General features: G+C 68.3%; 23 protein-coding genes. 12 read left to right on the top strand and 11 right to left on the bottom strand.

The window, feature by feature from the left end:
• Positions 1 to 28 precede the first annotated feature (28 nt).
• A complete protein-coding gene (locus tag AB0C25_RS09260) occupies positions 29 to 985 on the bottom strand; it encodes a trypsin-like serine protease (protein ID WP_357371211.1) in 957 nt (318 codons plus the stop codon).
• A 677-nt stretch (positions 986 to 1662) separates the two neighbouring features.
• On the opposite strand from AB0C25_RS09260, the gene AB0C25_RS09255 reads away from it, so the two are divergent.
• Entirely contained in the window at positions 1663 to 1947 is a 285-nt protein-coding gene (locus AB0C25_RS09255) for a lipoyl domain-containing protein (RefSeq protein WP_357371981.1), read from the top strand.
• Between the two features lie 13 nt (positions 1948 to 1960).
• Here AB0C25_RS09255 and AB0C25_RS09250 read toward each other — a convergent pair whose 3' ends face one another.
• Positions 1961 to 2086, bottom strand: a complete 126-nt coding sequence (locus AB0C25_RS09250) for a hypothetical protein (RefSeq protein ID WP_357371209.1) — start codon at positions 2084 to 2086, stop codon at positions 1961 to 1963.
• A 505-nt stretch (positions 2087 to 2591) separates the two neighbouring features.
• On the opposite strand from AB0C25_RS09250, the gene AB0C25_RS09245 reads away from it, so the two are divergent.
• Entirely contained in the window at positions 2592 to 3173 is a 582-nt protein-coding gene (locus tag AB0C25_RS09245; RefSeq protein ID WP_357371979.1) for a helix-turn-helix domain-containing protein, read from the top strand.
• A gap of 242 nt (positions 3174 to 3415) precedes the next feature.
• On the opposite strand, the gene AB0C25_RS09240 is transcribed toward AB0C25_RS09245, so the two are convergent.
• Positions 3416 to 3871, bottom strand: coding sequence for a DUF1772 domain-containing protein (locus tag AB0C25_RS09240; protein WP_196926089.1), 456 nt, complete (start codon positions 3869 to 3871; stop codon positions 3416 to 3418).
• 194 nt (positions 3872 to 4065) lie between these two features.
• On the opposite strand from AB0C25_RS09240, the gene AB0C25_RS09235 reads away from it, so the two are divergent.
• Together AB0C25_RS09235 and AB0C25_RS09230 are read left to right on the top strand one after the other, a co-directional pair.
• Positions 4066 to 4686 carry a TetR/AcrR family transcriptional regulator gene (locus AB0C25_RS09235; protein WP_357371206.1) on the top strand — a complete coding sequence of 207 codons (621 nt, stop codon included), beginning with the start codon at positions 4066 to 4068 and terminating at the stop codon, positions 4684 to 4686.
• 7 nt (positions 4687 to 4693) lie between these two features.
• The gene (locus tag AB0C25_RS09230) at positions 4694 to 5248 is read left to right on the top strand and encodes a hypothetical protein (RefSeq protein WP_357371204.1); all 555 of its coding nucleotides are present in this window, start codon (positions 4694 to 4696) and stop codon (positions 5246 to 5248) included.
• Positions 5249 to 5389: 141 nt separating this feature from the next.
• Here AB0C25_RS09230 and AB0C25_RS09225 read toward each other — a convergent pair whose 3' ends face one another.
• Genes AB0C25_RS09225 through AB0C25_RS09215 form a run of 3 tightly spaced genes read right to left on the bottom strand, consistent with a single transcriptional unit; the run spans position 5390 to position 7586 of the window.
• Entirely contained in the window at positions 5390 to 5887 is a 498-nt protein-coding gene (locus AB0C25_RS09225; protein WP_357371202.1) for a DUF3237 family protein, read from the bottom strand.
• Complete coding sequence (locus tag AB0C25_RS09220) at positions 5884 to 6351, bottom strand: MarR family transcriptional regulator (protein WP_357371200.1); 468 nt, start codon at positions 6349 to 6351, stop codon at positions 5884 to 5886. Before AB0C25_RS09220 ends, AB0C25_RS09225 begins: the two co-directional genes overlap by 4 nt.
• Positions 6348 to 7586: a flavin-dependent oxidoreductase gene (locus tag AB0C25_RS09215; protein ID WP_357371198.1), complete on the bottom strand. Its 1239-nt coding sequence runs from the start codon at positions 7584 to 7586 to the stop codon at positions 6348 to 6350. The genes AB0C25_RS09220 and AB0C25_RS09215 overlap by 4 nt, the downstream gene beginning before the upstream one ends.
• A gap of 237 nt (positions 7587 to 7823) precedes the next feature.
• Between AB0C25_RS09215 and AB0C25_RS09210 the strand changes: the two genes are divergently transcribed.
• Genes AB0C25_RS09210 through AB0C25_RS09195 form a run of 4 tightly spaced genes read left to right on the top strand, consistent with a single transcriptional unit; the run spans position 7824 to position 11193 of the window.
• Positions 7824 to 8798 (top strand): ABC transporter substrate-binding protein, encoded by a 975-nt coding sequence (locus AB0C25_RS09210; protein ID WP_357371196.1) that lies wholly within the window; start codon positions 7824 to 7826, stop codon positions 8796 to 8798.
• Between the two features lie 7 nt (positions 8799 to 8805).
• Complete coding sequence (locus AB0C25_RS09205) at positions 8806 to 9576, top strand: ABC transporter permease (protein WP_357371194.1); 771 nt, start codon at positions 8806 to 8808, stop codon at positions 9574 to 9576.
• Positions 9573 to 10388 (top strand): ABC transporter permease, encoded by an 816-nt coding sequence (locus AB0C25_RS09200; RefSeq protein ID WP_357371192.1) that lies wholly within the window; start codon positions 9573 to 9575, stop codon positions 10386 to 10388. Before AB0C25_RS09205 ends, AB0C25_RS09200 begins: the two co-directional genes overlap by 4 nt.
• Positions 10381 to 11193, top strand: a complete 813-nt coding sequence (locus AB0C25_RS09195) for an ABC transporter ATP-binding protein (protein ID WP_357371190.1) — start codon at positions 10381 to 10383, stop codon at positions 11191 to 11193. The genes AB0C25_RS09200 and AB0C25_RS09195 overlap by 8 nt, the downstream gene beginning before the upstream one ends.
• Positions 11194 to 12051: 858 nt before the next feature.
• Here AB0C25_RS09195 and AB0C25_RS09190 read toward each other — a convergent pair.
• Complete coding sequence (locus AB0C25_RS09190; protein ID WP_357371188.1) at positions 12052 to 13095, bottom strand: DUF808 domain-containing protein; 1044 nt, start codon at positions 13093 to 13095, stop codon at positions 12052 to 12054.
• Between the two features lie 535 nt (positions 13096 to 13630).
• Here AB0C25_RS09190 and AB0C25_RS09185 point away from each other — a divergent pair.
• Positions 13631 to 13966: a cold shock domain-containing protein gene (locus AB0C25_RS09185; protein WP_357371186.1), complete on the top strand. Its 336-nt coding sequence runs from the start codon at positions 13631 to 13633 to the stop codon at positions 13964 to 13966.
• Positions 13967 to 14636: 670 nt separating this feature from the next.
• On the opposite strand, the gene AB0C25_RS09180 is transcribed toward AB0C25_RS09185, so the two are convergent.
• The 4 genes from AB0C25_RS09180 to AB0C25_RS09165 all read right to left on the bottom strand — a co-directional run bounded on the left by AB0C25_RS09180 (position 14637) and on the right by AB0C25_RS09165 (position 20248).
• Complete coding sequence (locus tag AB0C25_RS09180; RefSeq protein ID WP_357371184.1) at positions 14637 to 14930, bottom strand: hypothetical protein; 294 nt, start codon at positions 14928 to 14930, stop codon at positions 14637 to 14639.
• Positions 14931 to 15018: 88 nt separating this feature from the next.
• Positions 15019 to 15402, bottom strand: coding sequence for a hypothetical protein (locus AB0C25_RS09175; protein ID WP_357371182.1), 384 nt, complete (start codon positions 15400 to 15402; stop codon positions 15019 to 15021).
• Positions 15403 to 15990: 588 nt separating this feature from the next.
• Positions 15991 to 17061 (bottom strand): hypothetical protein, encoded by a 1071-nt coding sequence (locus tag AB0C25_RS09170; protein ID WP_357371180.1) that lies wholly within the window; start codon positions 17059 to 17061, stop codon positions 15991 to 15993.
• 271 nt (positions 17062 to 17332) lie between these two features.
• Positions 17333 to 20248: a CHAT domain-containing protein gene (locus AB0C25_RS09165; RefSeq protein WP_357371178.1), complete on the bottom strand. Its 2916-nt coding sequence runs from the start codon at positions 20246 to 20248 to the stop codon at positions 17333 to 17335.
• Between AB0C25_RS09165 and AB0C25_RS09160 the strand changes: the two genes are divergently transcribed.
• From AB0C25_RS09160 to AB0C25_RS09150, 3 genes are read left to right on the top strand one after another with little or no spacing between them, the layout of a single operon-like run.
• A complete protein-coding gene (locus tag AB0C25_RS09160; protein WP_357371176.1) occupies positions 20219 to 21361 on the top strand; it encodes a S8 family serine peptidase in 1143 nt (380 codons plus the stop codon). The two genes, AB0C25_RS09165 and AB0C25_RS09160, sit on opposite strands and share 30 nt — an antisense overlap.
• Positions 21362 to 21372: 11 nt before the next feature.
• Positions 21373 to 21957, top strand: coding sequence for a sigma-70 family RNA polymerase sigma factor (locus tag AB0C25_RS09155; RefSeq protein ID WP_357371174.1), 585 nt, complete (start codon positions 21373 to 21375; stop codon positions 21955 to 21957).
• Entirely contained in the window at positions 21954 to 22457 is a 504-nt protein-coding gene (locus AB0C25_RS09150; RefSeq protein ID WP_357371172.1) for a hypothetical protein, read from the top strand. The genes AB0C25_RS09155 and AB0C25_RS09150 overlap by 4 nt, the downstream gene beginning before the upstream one ends.
• The last annotated feature ends 93 nt before the right edge of the window (positions 22458 to 22550 follow it).

Raw genomic sequence — 22550 nt, 5'->3', positions numbered from 1 at the left:
CTGCTCCGCCGGAACAACGGCCACGGCGTCAGCCGACGGTGACGGTGAACCCTGTCTGGCCGACGATCTGGGTCATGTCGGCGAAGTACAGCCGCCAGAAGCACTGCGTAGCGATGCCGGTGCAGGTGGCCGGTGTCGAGCTGTCCCCCGCCGACTGCACGCCGAGGGCCACGACCCGGTTCGGATCGCTGGACAGCCGGAAAATTGGCCCGCCGCTGTCGCCCTTGCCGACCGCGTTGGTCTTGTCGTCGCGCTGCGCCTCGACGCCGTTGGTGACGATAATGCCGTCAAGCGAGTACGTGACCCACTTCAGCGTGATCCGGATGCTGCAGCGGACACCGGAGTAGCTGCCGGACTGGCAGATGTACTGTCCCACCTCGGGCGGTGCCCAGCCGGCGACGGCCTTGGAGAACTCGCCGATGCCCTGCCCCGTCGGGTCGACCCCGCCGTCGTAGATCCGGCCGCGGTGATCGGACACCGGAATGAACATGGCCTCGAGGTCGGGCTTCTCGTAGTTGGCGGTGCCGACCGCGATCTGCGAGAAGTAGGTGCCGCTCGGAGTGGTCCATGCCTGACCGGTCGAGCCGCAGTGCGCGGCGGTCAGCAGCACGTTCTGGTTGTTGCGCCGGCCGGCGAACGCGGTCGTGCAGCGCGTGACCTTGTTGCCGCCGGCGGATCGCTCGATTGTCGATCCACCCCAGAACGGTACGGTGTCGGCCCACCGGCCGGTGGGCGTCGGCGCGTCACCGACCTCGACCGACGTGGGAATCGTGGTCAGTGCCTGTGCCGTCCGGGTCATGGCGGTGCCCGCGACCCGGAGCCGAAGACCGCTGCCATCGGCGAGCGGCGCCGCCAGGACGATGCCGGACGTGGTCCCCTCCTTGACAAGCCGCGTCGCTTCGGTCTTCAGCTCGCGCAACGCGTACGCCGCGGGCACAACCTTGATCGGAACGCTCTGCCGGAGCCGCTTGACAACCGTGGTCACCGCGGCGGGCGGCGTGCCCTTCCAGTAGAGGCGGAGTTCGGTTGAGCCTACGAGTTCGATGCCAGCGAAGTCGAAATCTATTGAAGGTTAGCGATCTTCCGGCTCGGGCGACGTACCCAAGACCTGATTCGTGCCGATTGACCGATCTTCGGGATGGCGGTCACAGGGCGCGTGTGGATGACCGGGCCAAGGTCGGAGTCCGCAGGGTTCGGCCGGACGACGCGCGGCACGCCTTCCTGACCTGCATCGCCGGCGCCGGAGTGCCCGATGTCCTGCTGGCAAGCTTGGGCCGGCCACGCCGGCGGCAGCACGCTCGCCAAGCGGGTCTACGTCCACCCCGACAGCAGCCGCCTCAAGGTGGCGGCCGAGCACCTCGAATCACATCAGGTGCCCCACGCTGGCAGTTGCGTCCGTCGGTGTCCGTGGATGCCCGTCTGGATCCGCCCCGATCGTCACCCACTTGGTCATTCAGATCCTGGCGTCTATGGGCTCAGACCAGCGCTGATGCTGCGCCCTCGCTGAACTGTCAACGGATGCGAGAAACCAGCCATAATCGGCGGCATGAGGTTGCCGCATGAGGCGTGGAACATCGTCGCGCCACTGGTCGGCCTCGCGGTTGTGATCGCCCTGGCAGTTGATGCTTACAGGCGTCGCCTCGCGCGAGCCGCCGTGGACGCATCAGCCTGGCCAGATCTGCCCAGGGATACAGTGGCGGTCGAGATGCCCCAATTGGGGGGGGAGTCACGACCGCCACAGTTGTCCGGATCATGAAGCACGTGGACGAACCGGTGCAGGTCGGTGACGCGGTAGCGGAGGTATCGACCCATAAGGTCGATACAGAAATCCCCGCCACGGCCGCCGGAACGGTGGCGGCTGTTTTCGTTGGCGAGGGCGATGAGGTTCCGGTCGGATATCCGCTGCTCGCCGTAAGGCCGTCAGCGGTGGCCGAACAGCAGATATAGCTGGACAGATAACCTAGTGGTACGTGAGCTCGATCCGCCCGGCGTCCGGGTGGTGGAAGACCTTGAACAGGCGGGTCAGGCCGCGCGTGCCTGCGAACGGGGAGAGCAGCGCCGCCGCGACGCTGTTGGCGGCGAGCACATCGACTTCGTCACGGAGCCAGGCTGAGCCGTCGGATGCGGTCGGAGCCTTCCGTCTGGGGTCGATCTGGTGGGGCGTCGAGGGGGCTATCGCGCTTGATGGGTGGTGGCTTGGGCTTGTTGGGCGCGGTGGTCGGTAAGGGCGCGGCCCGTAACGGTGCCGCAGTCGTTGGCGTACAGCGCGATCGAGCCAACCCTCTCTGAGTTGCCGGCGGTGTGGATCCAGAAGCTATCGAGTGGGTAGAGCCGGCTGCGCAATTCGGAATCACTCGTCCAGGGTTCGCCCGGCCACGACCACAACGGGTGCGGCCCTGAAGGAGAAAGCACTGGCCCGCACCGCACCACGCACCGAGGACACGAAGCGCTACCGCCCCACCGACAGCCTCCTTCCCTTCCTGCAAAACCTGTAGTCATCCCGCGCCGCCCGCCCCTCCGTCAGAACGGACGCGTTCGACAAGCCATTGACCGCCGAGACAGGCAGGCGCAGGTACGAGTCGCTGCGCCGGATGGCGCAAGCGGCAGAGACCAGGGGTGAGATCGCCAGCGCCGCTCGTCGGCTGTTCCTCTCCCGCGGCTGGGCGGCGACCACGGTACGGGACGTGGCGCGGGAGGCCGGGGTCTCGGTGCCGACCGTCTACGCGGTGTACGGGAACAAGACCGGGCTGATCCAGGCCCTGGCCGACGCGGCAGACATCGCCGCGGATCCATCGCAGTCGCTCGCTGAACTGGAAGGGGCCGACAACGATCCGGTGCGGCAGCTCGCGGCGATGGCCGGCTACGACCGGCGACTCTTCGAGCGTGCCGGTGACATCATCGCGCTCGTACGCGAGGCGGGCCGCACCGAGCCCGCGCTGGCGACCGCCTACCGCGACGGCCGTCAGCAGGGGGACAAGACCAGGATCCAGGTGTTCTCGTCGTGGCCGGAAGGCGTTCTCCGGCAAGGATTGGACATTCCGTCGGCCGTCGATATCTATGCGGCGATCTGCAACATCGACGTCTACGCCACACTGACCGACGAACGCGGCTGGCAACCCGATCACGTCGAACGCTGGTGGACCGAGGCCCTGGCCCGCGAACTCCTGACCTGAAGTGTCATGAGGCGCGTCATGACAGGCCGTCCTGGTACGGAAGATTACGAGGTAGACGACGACCACGAAGGCCACGCCACCTCGTCCCACGGGCACCGCATCCAAAGCCAGGCGGGTACTGGCCGCGACTGACCGTCGGCAAGCCGGTCGCACTTGATCCGGTATCCGCTTCTGTAATCCCCTCCACCACAACGGATCCCGTCCACTCACTTCACGTGGTCATCGGGTAACCCAACACTCCCTCAGCCGACCGTGGCGACCGAGAGAGCGACGAGCAGGAAGGCCGCGAGATAGGCCCACGAACGGTATCCCTGAAACCACTCCCAGCGGTTACGGCGCTCTTGCCAGCGCTCCGGAGGGAAATCCTTGTCCCAGCGCAGTGTGGACAGGTTGATCGGCACGTTCACGACCACGGTCGTGACGATGCCCGTGGCCCAGGTCGCGGCCGCAACCCAACGCAACACCTCGGGCAACCCCGCCCCATCAGGGCGGGCCGCGTAGCTGATAGCCAGCACGAGCGAAGCCGTCATCAGCACCGGCATCACGATCCCGAAGGTACGCAGCAGACCCTGTTCGACCAGGATGTGGTCACGCGGCGCCAGACGCTTGACCACCGGATGCACAAAAGCATAGGAGCCGAACTCGGCGCACGCCGTGAACCCCAGCACCGCGACTGTGGCGAACATCAGCACGTCCATACCCGGTCCTCTCATCGTGCCGGACTGCTCAGTGCCACGCCCCATCGGCGAGCTGTGCCGCAGCATCCGCGACGTGACACCGCACATGAGAAAGCACGGCTGGAGCCGATCGCCGCGATCGCCGGTGCGCCCGCCGAGGTGGCCGGTCGGCAGCGCATCGCAGAGGTTATTGATTGATTGATAACATGTCAACCATGGACCAGAAACGAGTCTCCTCGTCCCAGCGACGCGCTTCCGTGCTCGCTGCGGCGATCCGGATCTTCGGCAGCAAGGGCTTCGCCGCAACCACCACGGCAGACATCGCCCGCGAGGCCGCCGTGAGCCAGCCCTACGTGGTGTCCCTGTTCGGCAGCAAAGACGCGCTCATCCGAGCCGCGATCGAACACGCGCTCGACAGGGTGGTCGAGGTGTTCGAGCAGACGATCGACGACGAAGCACCTGGCGACCTCGCACCGCGTATCGGTGTCGCCTACCTTCAACTGTTCAAGGAGCAGGGATTGCAACTCTGCCTCGCGCACGCCTTCACCGCCGGCACCGATCCGGAGATCGGGCCACTCGCCAGAGACGGCTTCCTCCGCGTCTACCGAGTGCTCGTCAACCGCGGCGATCTCACACCCGAACAAGCCAGTCAGACCCTTGCCGCCGGCATGATGGCCAACGTCATCCTCGGCTTACGTCTGGCCGACGACTATGACCGTGAACCCGTAATACGCGAACTCCTCTCGGCGACCTACCCGAGCAATGTCGAGCTCCTCAGGACCGTCACCGGTGCCTACGATGGCGTCACCCCTCCACAAGGTGGGGCCGACGTTTGATCCGCTGGTGGGTCAGGCGCTCAAGGCCTTCCACACACTGCAGAAGAAGGAACGCCTAAAGGCCGGTAACGCCTACAACGACAGCGGCTACGTCCTCGTCAACGAACTCGGCCAACCGCAGCGCACCGACTGGCTCCGCCGCCGGGTCTACGAGCTGATGACCAAGGTCGGAGTCGGCAAGGTCCGGCCGTACGACGCGCGGCACGCCTGCCTGACCTACCTCGCCGGGGACAAGAACGGCGCACACGAATGCCGTTCCATGCCGTGGATCACCGACTCATCCACCTACGGCAATCCCGTCCGTTACCGGGCTCGTTTCCGCGGATCGTCAAGCGCTTCCCATGCCAAGAAGTCCGGACGAATTCTTGTCTTGCACGACCACCAGTGGCCTCAACCACCGGTCGGTAGACCGTCGGGTCAGCGGTGCTGGGGCGTCCGGTGTCTCCCGGACCAGCGAAGGCACCGCCGCGAGCCCGCAGCACATCAATCGCTCGCGTCCGGACGACGTCACCGGGGAGGCGGTGCACGCGTACGTGTTGCCTGCCGCCGGTCGCGTGCCTGATGCCGACCGGCTGCGTGCGGTGGTGGCGCAGACTGGGGGAACCGTCGGTCCCCCGGACCATCCAGTCGATCGACCGGGTGCCAGTGGCTCCCAGCGGCAAGCCCGACAAGCGCGCCCTGTCGCAGCCCTGGGCGGGAACAGCTACGTGACGCGGTAAGCGGTGTAGCGCACCCGGTCGGCCTCGCGGATCGCCGACGCCACGAGGACGGACTGCTCCAGGACGGCCAGCGCGGGCATCGACGTCTCCAGTCGTACGCCCAGGCGGAAGTAGTACTCGGACGGGTCGACGGCGTCGCCGCGCAGCAACGCCTCGAGGACCTCCGCGCGGCCGCTGCGGACGCCGAACGTACGCAGGTAGACGTGACCGCCGTCGGCGGTACGCGCCGAGTAGCGCGTGTCGATCTCGATCGCGCCGTCGGGGCGGACCACCTGCCAGTCGGCGCCGCCGGGCAAGATGTCGGCCTCGAAGAGACCGGTGACCCGGCCGCCGACAACAGGCACCACGCGACGGTGACCGGCACGGGTCATCCCGTGGTCCTCCAGCGCGCCCAGCCGCACCTCCACCTCGAACGCGGCCTCCAGCCCGGGAACCGGCGGGCCAGTCACGGCGTCCCGACCGGCGGCTCGGCGCGTACTCATGGAGTGTCCTTGGCGTGCGCGAGGGCGTCGCGGAGGCGTTCCAGCGCGGGCACCGCGGCGGCGAGGGCCGCGCGGTCCGCCGCCGGCAGGGTCGCCGCGGCGCGGGCGACCAGGTCTCCGCTCGCGAGGTCGAAGCGGTCGAACAGGTCGAGGGCCTTCGCTGTGGCGAGGACGTCGACGTGGCGGTGGTTGCCGGGACGGGGGCGACGCTCGACGAGACCGTTGCCCTCCATCGCGGTGAGCAGGTTGCTGACCGTGGATCGGCTCAGGCGCAGCCGCTCGGCCAGCTCACCGGGGCCGGCCACGGTGCCCTGGGGCAGAGCCCGCACGATCTCGATCTGCGCGTCCGGGATCTCCGGCAGGTGCTCGGCGGCCCGGGCTGCGGCGAGCAGCGTGCGGCGCAGCGGTGAGATCACCGACGCCAGTCGCGCCGCGTCCAGTTCGGTCGGCTCCGGGCCGGTCACGGCAGGACACCCGGGAAGGCCGTCGGCGTCAGGGAGGCCCGTTCGTTGAGGTCGGCGGGCAGGAAACCGGCCGCCTTCTTGTAGCCGGTGGCGATAGCGGTGAGCTCCTCCGGCGGGATGACGTCGTGGATGTGCGTGAATCCGTCCGGCGCGCGCTCGTGGGCGAGCACCATCACCTGTTCCGGGCCCTGCCGCCGGTTGCTCAGCACGAGCGCTGTGGTCGCGGGCCGCCGGTCCGCCTCGTAGGCGTCGAGCGCCGCCCGGACCGTCGGTGCGGTGGCGAGGTGGAAGGCGAGGGTACGTGCGTCCAGGATCGCCTGCGACGCCCCGTTGGAACCGTTCGGATACATCGGGTGGGCCGCGTCGCCGAGCAGCGTGGTGTTGCCGTGGGTCCACGTGTCGATCGGATCGCGGTCCACCATGGGGTATTCGAGGATCTCGTCGGTGGCGGCCAGCAGTTCCGGCACGTTGAGCCACGCGAAACGCCAGTCCGCGAAGAGCGAGACGACCGGCGCGGGGTCGACCGTCCGGTTCCAGTCCGCGTTGGGCCCGGCGAAACCGGGCCCGCGCCGCTCGGCGACCACGTTGATCAGGCCGGCGCCGATCGGGTACGCCACGAACTTCTGTTCCGCGTCCCCGGCCATGATCATGGTTCGCCCGTCCAGTAATCCGGGTGCCCGTGCCGTCCCCCGCCACAGTGTCAGCCCGTTCCACAGTGGCGCCCCCTCGCCGGGCCGATGGTGGCGGCGCAGCGCGGAGTGGATGCCGTCCGCTCCGACGATCAGGTCGCCAGCGACGCTCACCTCCCCCGCCGCCGTCTCGAAGTGCGCGACGCCGTCGCGGACGCCGACGAGCCGGTGCCCGGTGCGCACCGCGTCGGCGCCCAGCCGTTCCCGCACCACGGCGAGCAGTTCCATCTGGAACCGGCCGCGGTGCACGGAAAGCTGCGGCCAGCGATATCCGGCGTCCAGTCCGCGTGGCTCGCTCCAGATCTGCTGACCGTAGCGGTTGTAGTAGGCAAGCGTGCCGGGTGCGGCGCCCAGCCTTTCCATGCGTTCCCCGAGGCCCAATTCGGTCAGCTCACGGACGGCGTGCGGGAGTAGATTGATTCCGACGCCGAGTGGGCGCAGCGCGGCGGCGCGCTCGTAGACGGTGATCTCACGGAAGCCGGCCCGGTGCAGGCTGAGCGCGGTGGCGAGGCCACCGATACCAGCGCCCACGATCACGATTGCCACGTCGTCGCCCTCTCCGCCCCGCGCCACCAACCGCACAGTTTGGTCACGAAATCGTCGGCCGTCAAGACGTGTTCTCATCGCCATCGGACCACTCGCATCGCTATGCGATTCGCCCTTTGGAATTCTTGACAATCAATCGCTTCTGCATGACGCTGATCGACGCGGTCGGATGCTTTCGGCACTCCGTCGACCCCACTCCTCAGGCTGCACAGGCGCTGCGCACGGAAGGGCCCGCCCATGAAGAAGGTCACTGCCCTCGCTGTTCTCGCCGGCGTCGTGATCGCCCTGACCGGCTGCACGGATTCCGATGCCACCGATCCGTCCCCCGGGACGAGCGGCGACCTGCGGAAGGTCCGGGTGGCGGCGCTGCCGATCAGCGAGACCGCCGCGCTGTGGGGCGGCATCAAGGCGGGCATCTTCCGGGAGCAGGGGCTTGACGTGGAGGTGGTGCCCGCACAGGGCGGCGCCCAGGCCATCCCGGCCATGATCAACGGCGACATCGACTTCGCCATCGGCCAGCCGTTCGGCCCGTTCCGCGCCGATCTGCAGAACCTCGGCGTGGTGATCATCGGGAACTACGCGTCGTCCTACGCCGACGGCGACGACATCAACGCCGTGCTGGCGTCCGCGAAGTCCGGTATCACCCGGCCGGCCCAGCTCGCCGGACGCACGGTGTCGGTGAACAGCCTGGGCGCCGCCGGCGACGTCACGATCATGGCAGCGGTCGAGAAGGACGGCGGCGATCCCACCGAGGTCAAGTTCGTCGAGGTGGCCTTCCCGGACGCACCGGCCCAGCTCGCCGCCGGCAACATCGACGCCGCCTGGGTGACCGAGCCGTTCATCACCCAGCTGCGTACGCGCGGTGACGTTCTCGTGGTCGCTCCCTACCAGGCCACCGTTCCCGGACTCACCACCCTGACCACGATCACGTCGAGCAAGCTGAAGGACTCCGACGCCACGCTGGTGACGGACTTCTCGTCGGCGATGAAGAAGACGCTCACCTGGGCCAACGACCCGGCCAGCCAGGCCGGCCTGCGGCAGGCCATCAAGGACAACCTCGAACTGCCGGATGCGGTAGCGGACTCCGTCCGGCTCCCGGCGTTCGGGTGGGAAATCGACCGGGCCGGCCTGGAGCAACTGGCGACGCTCGCTCAGAAGTACCACGTACTCGACCGGCAGCCCGACTTCGACCGTCTCGTCCAGCAGCAGTAGCCGACCGATGCGCAAGATCCTGCTGGGCGCCGTCGGCCTGCTGGGGTTCCTCGCCGTCTGGCAACTGCTCCCGGCTCTGGGGCTGGTCGACCGGAACGACCTGCCGTACGCCACCGACGTGTTCGGACGGCTGTTCCACGAGGTCCGCGACCTGGCGTTCTGGCGGCGACTCCGGCTCACCATGACGTCGTGGGCGATCGGCCTGACGGTGGCGACGCTCGCCGCGGTCGGGTTGGGGACGGTGGTCGGGCTGGTGCCGTTCCTGCGTCGCGCCACGCACACGACAGTCGAGTTCCTGCGGCCGGTGCCGTCGGTCGCGCTGATCCCCCTCGCCGTGCTGATGTTCGGCCTGCAGATGCGCGCCGCACTCGTCATCATCGTCTACGCGGCGTTCTGGCAGGTGTTCGTGCAGGTGATCTACGGCGTCGCCGACGTCGACACGGTCGCCCGGGACACCGCGCGGAGCTTCGGCCTCACCCGCTTCGAGCGGCTGCGGTATCTCGTCCTTCCGACCGCTCTGCCGTACCTGATGACCGGCCTGCGCCTCGCCGCGACGGTCGCGCTCATCCTGGCCGTCACCGCGGAGATGGTGATCGGTAACCCCGGCCTCGGACGCATGATCGAGCTGTCGCGCTCCGCCGGGGACGCCGTCGGCCTGTACGGCCTCGTCGTGGTCACCGGGCTCCTCGGCGTGATGGTGAACGTCGTGTTCCGCTTCGCCGAACGCCGCTCGTTGGCCTGGCACCAGTCGGTGCTCGCGGACGAGGCAACCCGATGACCGCCCTCGGTGCCGGCAGGACCGCCCCTCGCAGCCTCGGCGTCCGGGTCGCCGAGGACGTCCTGTACGCGGTCGGGCTTCCTGTCCTGGCCGTGGGGCTCTGGGCCGTCTGGTCCACCCGGTCGGCCAACCGGTTCCTCGTCGGCCCCCGCCCGCTCCTCGACGCGTTCCGGCAGACCTGGATCGGCCCGGCGTTCGTCGACGACGTGCTGCCGAGCGTGTACCGGCTGCTGGCCGGCCTGTTCGCGTCCATCATGCTCGGCATCGCCGCCGGCGTCCTCATCGGCCGGATCCGCCCGCTACGCGAGATCCTCGAACCGCTGCTGGAGTTCTTCCGCGCGATTCCGCCACCGGTGCTGATTCCGGTCGCGATGCTACTGCTCGGCATCACCGACACCATGAAGGTCGTCGTCATCGTGTCCGGCGCGATCTGGCCGATCCTGCTGAACACGATCGAGGGCGTCCGGGCGACCGACAGCGTGATGCTGGAGACCGCCGACTCGTACCGGATCTCCCGGTGGGAACGGGTGTGGCTGCTGATCCTCCCGGCGGCGAGTCCGCGCATCATGACCGGCGTACGGCAGGCACTCTCGGTGGCCCTGATCCTCATGGTCATCTCGGAGATGTTCGCGTCCTCGGCCGGCCTCGGCTACCGGATCGCCTACTTCCAGCGGAACTACCTCATCGCCGAGATGTGGAGCGGCATCCTCCTGCTCGGCCTCATCGGCGTCCTCCTCGCCGTGGCCTTCGGCGTCGTCGAACGCCGCGTCCTGCGCTGGTACCACGGAATGAGGGAGGTCACCCGTGCCTGACGCAAGTCCGCTGCTGCGGGTCGAGCACCTGCGGAAGGTCTACGCCTCCGGCCGGGGCGAGGTCGAGGCGATCGGGGATCTCAGTTTCACCATGATGCCCGGCGAACTGCTGTGCGTCGTCGGCCCCTCGGGCTGCGGAAAGACCACCCTCCTGAAGTGCCTCGCCGGACTGCTCCGGCCCACCAGCGGCCTCGTCGAGATGGAGGGATCTCCGGTGACGGGCCCGAGCCCGGCGATGGCAGTGGTGTTCCAGGAGTACGGCCGCAGCCTCTATCCCTGGCTGACGGTCCGGGGCAATGTGGAGCTTCCCCTTCGACACAAGAAGCTCTCCCGCGCTGAACGCGACCGGCGGGTCGCCGACGCCCTCGACGCGGTCGGACTGCCGCAGTCGGCCCGCAGCCATCCATGGCAGCTCTCCGGCGGGATGCAGCAACGGGTGGCCATCGCTCGCGCCATCGCGTACCGACCCGAAGTGCTGATCATGGATGAGCCGTTCGCGGCGGTGGACGCGCAGACCCGCGCGGACCTGGAGGACCTCGTACGCGACCTGCACCTGAACCGCGGTATCTCCACTGTCTTCGTGACGCACGACATCGACGAGTCCGTGTATCTGGGCCAGCGCGTGCTCGTCCTGTCCCACTCGCCGACCCGGGTGCAGGAAGACCTCGTGATCGACCTCCCGCGGGAACGTGATCAGCTCACCACCCGGGCGCTGCCCCGGTTCACCGAGCTGCGGACCCACGTCTACGCGCAGATCCAGCGGGCCAAGCGTGCGCCGGCCTCGGCGCCCCACCCGGCACCGTGACGCGCCTCGCCGACCCCGGCAACGCCCCTAGCCGTCGGCACGCGACCGGGCCGCCCGGGGCCAGTGCGGTGGATGATCAGCTCAGGGATGGGAAGTGGTATCAGTCGTTCCGACCTACAGTCACCTGCACGCTGGAGTGTCGGTCACCCTGCGGAAAAACTGAATCGCTCGCGCACGTAGAGCAGCTAACGGTGTCAGGGTCGATCCGACACCGTTGCGCGCATCCCGCCGGTTCCCGGCGAGCAGCGGCCGGCGGCGGCGGCCTGCGCCTGGCGCCCCGCCAACACAATCTCCGGGCCGAGGGGAGGCTCGGCGAACGGCAACCACGTGTCGTTCCACCACTCCGCAAGCGGCACGCCGGGTGAGGAGAGCCCGTACTAGTGGTTGTACTGAGTGTTGCCGTCGCCGACCTGTATGCCGGAACTATCGCTGATCATCGGATCCGATTATCACCAGGCGGTTGCGTCCACGGGAGTAGTACACGACTTGCCCGTGATGGGCGTATTGGGTAAATGAGAGACGGCTATCGCGTCGATCCCTTAAGACGCCACCGTCGAGGACCTTCACCTCATGGGACGCCCGCCGGCCGACGGCTCGGCCAGCCGGCTCGTCGCGAGTCTGCTGGCGCAAAGGGTGCGCCCGACAGGCGGCTCACCTCGGGGTGGCACACCTGATCACCACGATTTGACCCTTCGGCCACATCCATCGATGGTCACGATGGCGACGACGACACCAATACCGCGCCAAAACGGCCTAATACCAGCGGAGAATCCGACTCCACCAGGTGCGGCTGGAGTACCAAGCGCGGTTCAGCACCAGAACGCCTGACCCCGTGGTCGAGTTGCGATGATTTTGCGGTCAACCTCGCGGCGCTCGGTCCGCAGGAGCGTCGCGACGCCGAGCTGCACGGCTCGGCGGCGCGGGGATGGTGCCGTGAGTACGAGTCGTGGCCGTCGCAGTCGCAGTCGCAGTCGCAGCCTTGGATTGGCGGCGGTGGAGCGTGAGAGTCATGACCAGCACGAGCAGCGCTCCGACGATCAGCCCGAGGATCGCGCTGGCCACCGTGTTGACGAGCCAGCCGACGAGCCCGCCGAGAACACCCGTGGCGTCGTGGGCTGCGACCTCCACGTGGTGCACGGCCTCGTACAGGAAGTGCAGGTTCAGCTCGTTCGTGCCCAGCAGCAGGATGTGCCCGCCCACCCACAGCATCGCCGCGGTGCCGACTACCGTCAGCACGGTGAGGACCACCGGCATCGCCCTCACCAGACCGCGGCCGAACGTGGCGACGGCGCCGGAACGTTGCGACAGGCGCAGCCCGGCGTCGTCCATCTTCACGATCAGGGCCACCACGCCGTACACCAGGACGGTTATGACGACGGCGACGACAGCCAGGATCGCCAGGCGGGACCAGAACGCCTCATCGATCACCTCGTCAAGGCTAATGACCATGATCTCCGCCGAGAGGATCAGGTCGGTTCGTACCGCCCCGGACACCAGTGTCGTCTCGTCCTGCACCTCTTCCTCGCCCGCGCCGTGGGCATCGTGATGGGCGATCTTGGCCCACACCTTCTCCGCGCCTTCATAACAGAGGTAGGCGCCGCCGAGCATGAGGATCGGAGTGAGCAGCCAGGGCACGAACTGACTGAGCAGCAGCACCGCTGGCAGGATGATGAAGAACTTGTTGCGCAGCGACCCCACGGCAATGCGCTTGATAATCGGCAACTCGCGCTCGGCCGCCAGGCTCCGCACGTACTGCGGCGTGACGGCAGCATCGTCGACGACGACGCCCGCAGCCTTGGCGCCGGCCTTCGCGGCGGCCGCCCCGATGTCATCGATCGACGCGGCAGCGGCCCGGGCCAGCACCGCCACGTCATCCAGCAGGGCTACGAGTCCACCGGCCAAGGGAGGGTCCTTCCAGAGTTGCGCAGAGTCCGAACTGGCCCATTCTCGCCCAGGTCCCTGCGCGCGGCACGCCACCGCCCGGCCGTATATCGGGCGAGAGCTCGAGGTGACCGGCTGTCGCGCTCGGCCGACGACCCGCCACCACCGCGTCCGGGCAGGCCAACCTATGGCTCCTTACCGCCTTGACTTGCGCGCAATCCCCTACCAGGTGACGTAGAGGAGTGCTGACTTCTCCGCAGAACCGCTGAGCACTCCGGGGGAAACAGGACGCCGCACCCCACTCTGCTCCCCACCCGGGCCCGTGACCCTGGCGTGCCCACGGCATCGGGTTGAATGCCGCGGTGATCACTATGGAGGCGGCCATCGGGTTCCCGCAGCCACCGACGGATCGCCGTGGCCGTGGCCAGTGGCAGCGATGGCGCCCGGTTCGTGGTTGGTGCTCAACGCCGGAGGACATCACTTCAGCACGCTCCACCGACGACAGACCCAAGCAACTGAGCAGCACGTCACCACGACCAGGTGCAACACTGTTTAGGTGATTACGGTCGGAACCGTCCGGGAATGGCACACCGACGATGGTTGGGGAGTCCTCGACTCCGACGCCACCCCCGGCGGATGCTGGGCCCACTACAGCAACGTCCTGATGAGCGGTTACCGCTCCCTCAGCCCAGGTCAACCGGTCTCGTTCGAGTTCGAGACCGGCTGGCAGGACGGATACGACTATCGGGCCCTCGCCGTCTGGACCGGCAACGACCGCCCACCGGCACCCGCCCCTCAGCAACCGTCAGTGGCCTACAACAGCATCCTGCGCCTGGAGTTCGATGCACCGACAGACGGCGACACTCCGAACCGTGCAGATCATCCGCAGTAGGACTTGCCTGGAGTTTCGCAGCGCGGCGCGCTACACACGCTCGTCTGAACGTTCCAGGGATACGAGACAGCCCCGCACAATTGGCTGGCCGACCAACGCGGGGCTCGGCACCCGAAAGATGCGGCGTGTTGGCCAGTTGGTTCTTGAGAGCGTGCCGCTGGGTCGCAACGCTTACCCTTTATGAGGAAAGTAGCGCCCCGGCTCGGCTGAGCGATGAGGTCACGGAACGAGGCGAGCGGCGCGAAGCGCGAGCCGCGCGGGAACGGACCGATCTCGCGATGGCGTAGACGAACGACAAACCGCCGACCGACGACGTCGAGTTCGCGCCACCCACGACACCCGCATAGAACGCTGAGGACTGCGTGGCCCCGGTCGAGGTCGACAACTCGCCCGCCTACACACCCGGCCCTTCGGCCTCATCCACCACGCTGGACGATCACGAGATCAATCGCCCAAGAACGCAGCCGGACCCGCCGCGATTCCCCGGACGAAAAACTGACGTCCTGAAGCAGCGGTTACCTGCCGAGCAGGAGCAGCAGCGCAGCGCGGCGCTTCTTTGCTTGCTGGTCGGCCACAGCCTGCTGGTGCGCATTCTGGTCCGCCATGACGGCGGCAATCGGGACAGTCGTGCCTGGGATATGGACACCGGGCACATGGCCGGGGATATGTATCATGCGTGCACCGGTCGCTTGAACAGGAAGTGTCGTTCGACGAAGTTTGCGCGGTCATGCCAGGTGCTATTGGCCGCCTGATACGCGAAGACCGCGTTCACGTCGTTCGGCATGCCGACGAGCTCCCAGCCGTCCCGGCCTAGTTTGTTGAGCAGAGCGGTGATGCCTGTGACCAGCCCGAGCTGCTCCCAGTCGGTCGCTCCGGGCAGGGAGAGGAAGCCGTAAATCTCATTGACGTCCTTGCCGGGATCGCAACTCAGCTGCAGGCGTGCGTACTCCCACATGGTTCGCATGGCCTTGGAGCCTAGCGACGCGACCGGCCCGAGACCATCGGCTCTACGGAGGGTGGACGCGGGACGACCGGCCCCCTGGTGGACACAATCATCCGTCGACACGATCCGAAGTCAAGGTTCGAGCAACGGCCCAAATGAACCGCGACACAGGCTGAGGCGGGAGTTCGAAGTTGCCGAATGCATTGTCACTCGTGGAAGTGGTCGCGGAACGGGCCAGGTGCAGGGCGATCTTGTCGGCGACCTTGGCCGAGCGGACGCCGCGGATGGCAGCGTCGAGGTAGCGGCCGGCCCAGGCCCCGATCGCGTCCGGGGCGGCAAGACCGCCGATCGGCAGCGGCACAACCTTTCGTGAAGGCAATCTGCGCCGATCGGGCCGGGCCTCGATCTGGGTCACCTGGGCGGTCATGCCGTCAAATTGCCGGTTGCCTTCACAGAAGGGACGGTCCGAACGCCTGCGGAAGATCTGCGGCAAGGCTCTCGTATATGCCGATCGCCTCTCGTATTGATGCGAGTGACTTCGCAAGTTCTCTTCTGCTTGCCGTACACAAAGAGGCGAATGTCCAGAGCGACCTCGCGAGGTTGGGGAGGTAGGCGTCAGGGTCGGTTTCGGCCAGCCGCCGGTGGATCCTGACGGCTTCTTCTGCCGGCGCCAGACCTGTCAGGGGGTACCGCACCCCGCGAGGGTCGCGGGGATCCGGTACGCGCGACAAGGCGCGTAGCAGTCCTGACGTCTCACCCTCGGTGACGGTGGGTGGTGACGCGTCGGGGTAGCCGGCGACCACGGACGGTGCGGTCTCACCCGCTCTACTCGCCTCCACAAAGGCCGCTTGCCACGAGGACACCCCAGCTCAGCGCAGCCGTCAACCGACTACACGATCACCCTGCATCACACCGATTCCCCGCCACAGAGAACAACCGCACCTCGCTCTGCGAGTAGCTCGTCCGACACGCCGTAGGCCGGCTCCAATGGCGACCAGTCGCTCGATCACTTGCCATTGGAGCCGGCCCGCTCAGGTCAAGTGCGCATTACCGGGACGAGACATCCGTCACCGGACATCGGTCAGTGAGTGGCGGTGAAGTCGTACAACTCCGACGCGGTGTCGTCGAAATAGGGTGACCACCACAAGGTCGGTGCCGCGTACGAGTTGAGCGTGCTGTTGACCCCGTTGAGGTAGCCCCAGTTCCCATTCCAGTTGATCAACCACGGGCCGCCGCTGGCGCCTGCGGTCAGGTCGCAGTTGATGCGGATCCGCGCCCCGGACTGGGTCGAGTTGCCGCTGCACCTCAACAGGTTGCCGCCGTCGAACGGCGCGCCGCTCGGGTAGCCGAAGTTGTTGATGCCGACCGTGAAGCCCTGGTGCGTACGGAAGCCGTGGCCCCCGAACTGGTTCACGATGTGGACGCCGTTGCGGGTGTTCATGATGGCCACGGCCATGTCGGCCTCCCAGTTGGAGCTGTCGATCCAACTGCTCCAGGTCCACAGCTCGCGGGCCGTCCAGGTGCCGTGCGGCCGAGGGTTGGCCAGGTCATCGTCGTACGCCGGGACGAACGACCAGTTGGTGGCGAGACTGCTGCCGGGGCCGCCGTGGATGCAGTGGCCAGCCGTCCACACGGTGTTGAAGCCAACCGAGTTGATGACCGCGCCCGAGCAGACCCACGATCCGCCGTCCATGTTGAAAAAGACCTTGCCGTTGGACCGGGCGGTCGGGTGGTTGGAGCCGAGGTTGGGGTTGATGGCCTGCGTGGACATGCCCGGGGTACCCATCAGGCCCGCCACCGGAGGCACATCCACCGGCCTGGACCGGCTGGTCGGCGCGGCAGACGAGGTTCCTCCACTCTGGGCAAAACGGCGTGCCGCGGCCTTGTACGAGGGAGACTCCTCGACGGGCCTGGCATTGCGCATCCGCTCGGGCGTCCAGTACACCTCGATCGCCGCGTCGGCAGTCACCTGCGCGCCGTACCGCTGCCTGCCGGCCGCCCACGCCTCGGCGCTGACGGCCGTACCCACCTGACGGATGCTGTCTCCGTCGGCGTGCGGAGCCGCCTGCGCCGGCTGGCCGACGGTCAGCAGCGGCAGGGCCAGGGCCAGGATGAGGTACCTTGGGCGCCGCCCGATATTCCTGGGTTGCATGTAGACCACTCCCTTGTCGGGGTCGAGTTGCCGGACCTGAATTCGAGTGGAGCCCCAGATTCCGATCCGGCGATTTGCTTCACAATGGGCGCGGCGCCTACGTTTTTCAATGGGAATCGGTCAGTAACTGTTGTGGACGATCCCACACCGTAGCGAGGTATCTGCCGAGGTCCGCACCATTCAGAGGCGACTCGTCGCTGTTTGATACACACCGGTTTCTGGGCTCATCATCGGCCTGTAGGCCTGCCGTTCAATTAGCGCGCACCGGCGCTTATCCGGCGCCAAGGCACACGAAAGCGGCAGCCGTGGCGAGGTCCACCGGGTCGCCGGTGGCGCGCAACACCTGCTGCGCCTCGGCGAGGGCGGGCGCGGCAGGTGTGCCCGCCCGCAGTCGACGGTGCAGCTCGGTCATCAGTGCCACGGTGCGGTCCGCGGGCACCGGCAGCAGCGCCGCGACGAGCGTGCGGGTGCCGCTCGCCAGCAGTGCCGAGACGAAGCCCATGAGTTCATCACCGAGGGTGGCTTCGGCCCGTCCGCTCTCGCAGGCGGAGGCGATCACGCATCCCGGAGCCGTGCTCAGCCGCTCCAGTTCGTACGCGAACAGCGGGCCGTCGGCGAGCTCCAGAGTCGAGAAAAGCGGGTTGTCGGCACGGAACGTTCCGTGCGTCGCGATGTGAGCCAGGCGCGCACCGGACAGGGCTGCGGTGACGGTGTCCACCGTAGCCTGCTCCCCTACCAGCGCAGTCGCCTCGGGCCACAGCGCCGCGAGTGCCGCGACCTCACTGAGCGCATCCGGCAGGCGCGGACCGGCGACCAGGACCGGCCGCCCGCCGGGTGCGGACCGTTGGGTGGCGGCGAGCCAGGTCGCGGCCGATGGTGCGATCGTGACCGGACGCCCCACGCAGGACGGCAGTGCTGCCCATGGCAGCGCGTACAACGCCTGGCCGGGCACGATGACCAATGGCAGATCGCCGAGCCTGCGCCGGATCGGGCCGAACAGGTCTGCGTCGACCAGGCCGGCGGAGTGCTCGAGTGCCGCCGACGCCCCGGCCGAGGCGCCCAGCGTGACCAGTCGCCGCAGGGCGAACCGAATGCGTCCCTGGTGCTTGAGCACGGCAGGCAGCGCGCAGAGATCGTGCAGGCTGGCCCGCCCGTCACGCACCAGGACCGCCCAGATCCGGTCGCCGTGGCTAAGCAGCTCGACGAGAACCGCCGGACCGAGCTGAGCGGTGATCGCCGCGATGTCAGGCACGCAGACCGGCGTCCCGCCTCCGGTGCCGGCGCCCTGGCTCCGTCGGGCCAGGTCGCGTACGTTGGCCTCGAGTGCGGACTGCTGGCGCAGCATCGCCGCGAGCTGCGAGCCGCCGGCCAGCGCGGCGTCCTCGGCGTCGCGGGCCGCGACCCGCAGGCGGGCCAGTGCCGCGGTCAGCTCCGGGTCGGTCGACGGACTCACGGGCTGGATCCGCAGGGTGCTCGCGCGCCACCGTTCCGCCCAGGCCAGGACCCGTGCGGGTGCTCCGGTGGCGATGGCGATTTCCAGACCTTCCCGGGCCAGCTCCTGCCCGTGAGCGCTGCTGCGTGCCCGGAGCTCGGACGTGCCCAGGGTCACGCGATATTCGTCGAGAACGGACAGTCCGCGTTGAAGCATGGACATGGCGGCTCGGTCGTTGCCGTCCAGGCGGTGCAGTCGCGCCTGGGCGTGCCAGCCCTGGGCCCGTTCTGCCGCCAGTCCGCCGCGCCTGTGTCTGGCCGCCAGCGCCAGCAGTGTTCGGGCCTGGCTTGGCCGGTTCACCGCGAAGGCGACCGTCGCCGCCTCGTGCCAGGCCGTCAGCGCGAGACCGGTCAGGCCGGCCGAGGCCAGCGTGGCGGCGCTGTCGCTCAGGGCGCGCAGCTGGGCCGGGGTCCTTGTACCCTGTGCGAACCGGGCACGCAGCTCGATGTGGCGGGCGAATGCGTACCACACTGGGCGATGCTGTCGCCGGAACCTCCGGTATGCCGCCGCCGCGGAGCCTGCGGCCCGCTGCGGGTCACCGGCGAGCAGTTCAGCACGCGCCCTGGCCAGCAACGCCTCGGCGAGATCGGAGTCAAGCCCTCGGCGGTGCAGTTCCGCCACGGCGAACTCCGCCATCGCCGCCGCCTCCCCGATCAGCGGTACGGCGGCGAGCAGCTCGAACCGGTCGAGCAGCAGGCCGGGGCGCGGCACGTCGAGGCGGCGGTACTGGCGTTCGGTGTCGGCGAAGATCTCCAGCGCCCGGGCCAGGTCGCCGCAGCGAGCCGCGAGATGCCCGACGTTCCAACGGCAATCGGCTGCAGCAAGATCCAGGCCGAGTTCGCCGAAGAGTTCGGCGGCCCGTTCCAGATCTGCTTCACCCGACAGGACGTGATCGCCGATCGGCAGCACCGCCCGATTGTTGCGGGCCCGGGCCTCCACCAGCCGATCGCCTTCCCTTCGGGCGACATCGATGGCTGCGCCGTAGTCGACGGCCGCCTCTGCGTACCGGCCGCGGAAATGTTGCACGACGCCGCGTTGCATCAGCGCCTGCCCGGCCTCGGCGCCGCCGAGCTGCGGCAGCGCGGCACTGACGGCGTGGTACGCGGCGGCGGTTCTCCCCGCGGCTGCGAGCACATAGCCGAGGCTCATCTGGGCCATGGCCAAGATCTGCGACGACCCGCTGCGGCGACCCGCGGCCACCGCACGACGTAGGTGCCGCTCTGCCGCCACGAGGTCGTTCATCTCCTTGTGAGCCAGGCCGAGGGCCCGCTCGGCGACGGATCGCTCCTGAGCGAAGCCAGTACGCCCGCAGCCGACAAGGACCTCTTCGGCCAGGACGATCGCCTCGCGCGGCTGGTGCTGCCGTAACGCCAGCGCACGCGCGGCGAGGTCGGCCAGCTCCTGCCGGCCGGCAGCCGACGAGGCGGCTGAGCCCGCCTTGATACGGTCGGCTTTATGGATGACCATCGCGAAAAGACATCCTAGCCTTGGCAACGATGCATCCGCATCCACAAGGATGGGAGGCGCGCCATGCGTATCGAGCCTGGAAGGCTGCGTCGACGGACCGTGTTTGCGGCGGGAGGGGCCGCCGCATTGGGAGCACTGCTGCGCCCCGGGCGGGCGATCGCCGCTCCCGGATGGTATGAGCAGGCATTCCAGTCTGTCGTGGCCACCGACCCGAACATCCGCGCCCACCTGACGCCCGGCCAGGAGTTCTGGTATCGGCCCCGGCAGCTCCTGGTCGCTCCCGCCGACCTTGGCCGCGTCATGGCGCGCCTGACCAACCTCGGGTACGTCGTCGCGACCGGCGCCCCGTTCGCAGGTGTCGCCCGGGTCATGTTCAGGGTGGACGTCGACATCAAGGCGATCGTGGATGACCTGCGCAATCGGGCGAACTGGGCCGCGCCCGTCCCGGTGGTGCAGCCGCACCACGTCGTTGTCGGGTACCCCAACATCATGGGCAACCCGGGCGATGCGCCCGCGTCGCTCGCGGTGTCCGTCGCACCGGCGACGGGCTCTACGGGCTCCGGCCAGCTCGTAGGCATCTGCGACACCGGGATCTGGGCCGACGCGACCAAGAGGCACCCGCTCTGGTTCGCCGGCAGCTACGCTGCCGCACCGGCCGACATCGATGAGCTTTACCAGGGGAACTCCACGCTGGCGTTGCAGGCAGGCCACGGGACCTTCATCGCCGGCGTCCTGCGCCGGACGGCTCCGTCGATCATGTTCGATCCAGCCGTCGCGCTCACACCCCACGGGATCGGCGACGAGGCCTCGGTCGCGGCAGCCCTGGCGTCGCTGAACCCGACCGTGTCGTATGTCAACCTCTCGCTGGGCTGCTACACCATGGGCAACGTGCCCTCGTTGCCGCTGGCCAACGCGATCGCCAGCCTCGCTCCCACGCCGAGCGTGGCGCCGGTGGTGGTGGCCGCGGCGGGCAATGCCGGATCGGCCCGGCCCACCTGGCCGGCGGCGCTACCGGGTGTCGTCGCGGTCGCGGCGCTGCGCACGGACGCCCTGCTCGGCCAGGTGCCGACCGAATACAGCAACTTCGGACCCTGGGTCGACCTGTGTGCCATCGGCGGACATCAAGGACCGTACGTCACCGGTCTGCTCGCCCCGCCCGACCAGAAACCATTGTCCTTCGACGGTTTCGCAACCTGGCACGGAACCTCGTTCGCGGTTCCGTACGCCATCGGCCGGATGGCCAAGCTGGTCACCAACCTCGGCATCAGCCCGCAGGCCGCCGCCGCCTCGCTGTGCGTCGGACCCAAGCCGTACGCCGGATACGGCGCCGTAGTGCCGTGAGCGGTGAACAGGTGACGCACGTCGATCTGGACGCCACCGTCCGGGCGGCCGCCGGCGGGGACCGGCGGGCATGGGAGGAGCTGGTGACCCACCTGATGCCCATGATCGTCGCGACCATCGAGGAGTGCGGGCTGACCGGCCCGGACGCCGCCGAGGTCAACCAGACAGTGTGGCTGCGCGTGGTGGAGTGGCTGGAGCATCTGCGTCACCCGGCAGCGCTGCCGAAGTGGATCGACACCACCACCCGACGGGAGTGCCTGCGCGTGCAACGCACCGCGGGCCAGCACGCGCACCTCGTCGGCAGCGAAGACGAGCTGATGAGCCGGGAGACCGAGCCCTTGGACCCGATGGAGGCTGCGCTGCGCGAGGAGCAGTACCACGCGCTGCGTACCGGCTTCGCCCAACTGCCGGACCGATGCCGTGAGCTGTTGAGCATGCTGCTCGGCGAGCCGCAGATGAGCTACCGCGACATCGTGACAAGGACCGGCATGCGTATCGGCAGCATCGGGCCCACCCAACGCCGGTGCCTTGACAAGCTCCGCGCGAGCCCAACGGTGGCCGCGCAACTCGAGCGTGGGCGGACGGTGACGAGGTGAACGGGCGGCGGTGGGATGACGACCGTTGGTTGGTCACCGATCTGCATGCGGCCCTGTCTCCCGGCGGGCTGTCATCAGAACTGCTCCGGCAGCAGGCGCTTTCCACATTCGACATCGGCCGCACCCACGGCCAGGCCATCCTCGCGGAGCTGGTGTTCGACTCAGCCTGCGATCCCGAGCCAGCCGGTCCGATCCGGGCGGTCGGTTCCGCGCGCCTCCTGGCGTTCCGCACCGACCGACTCGCGATCGACGTCGAAGTCACCGAATCCGGCTTGGTCGGACAGGTTTACACCATCGACGGCACCGACCCGGCTGCCCCCGACGAGCCTCTCCTCGAGGTGGTCGGCGAGACCCCCCGAGGCGTCTTCGGCCACTCCCCACTCGCCGAGTTGGGCGGGTTTGAGTTGCCACTGCCTGCGCCAGGGCCGGTGCGGCTGCGGGCGATACTCGCCGAAGGAACCATGGTGACGAGCTGGCTTGTCCTGCGTTATCCGCGCTGACTGACCTGACTGCACAGAAACGATCAGACATTGGCGGCTTCTTGTCACTGACTGTCAACGGCAGACGGTGGTTTTCGGGGGGGTAAACGGGAG

The sequence above is a fragment of the Micromonospora sp. NPDC048839 genome (assembly GCF_040649915.1).
GTDB lineage: Bacteria > Actinomycetota > Actinomycetes > Mycobacteriales > Micromonosporaceae > Micromonospora.
This window is presented reverse-complemented; position numbering and strand designations above follow the sequence as displayed.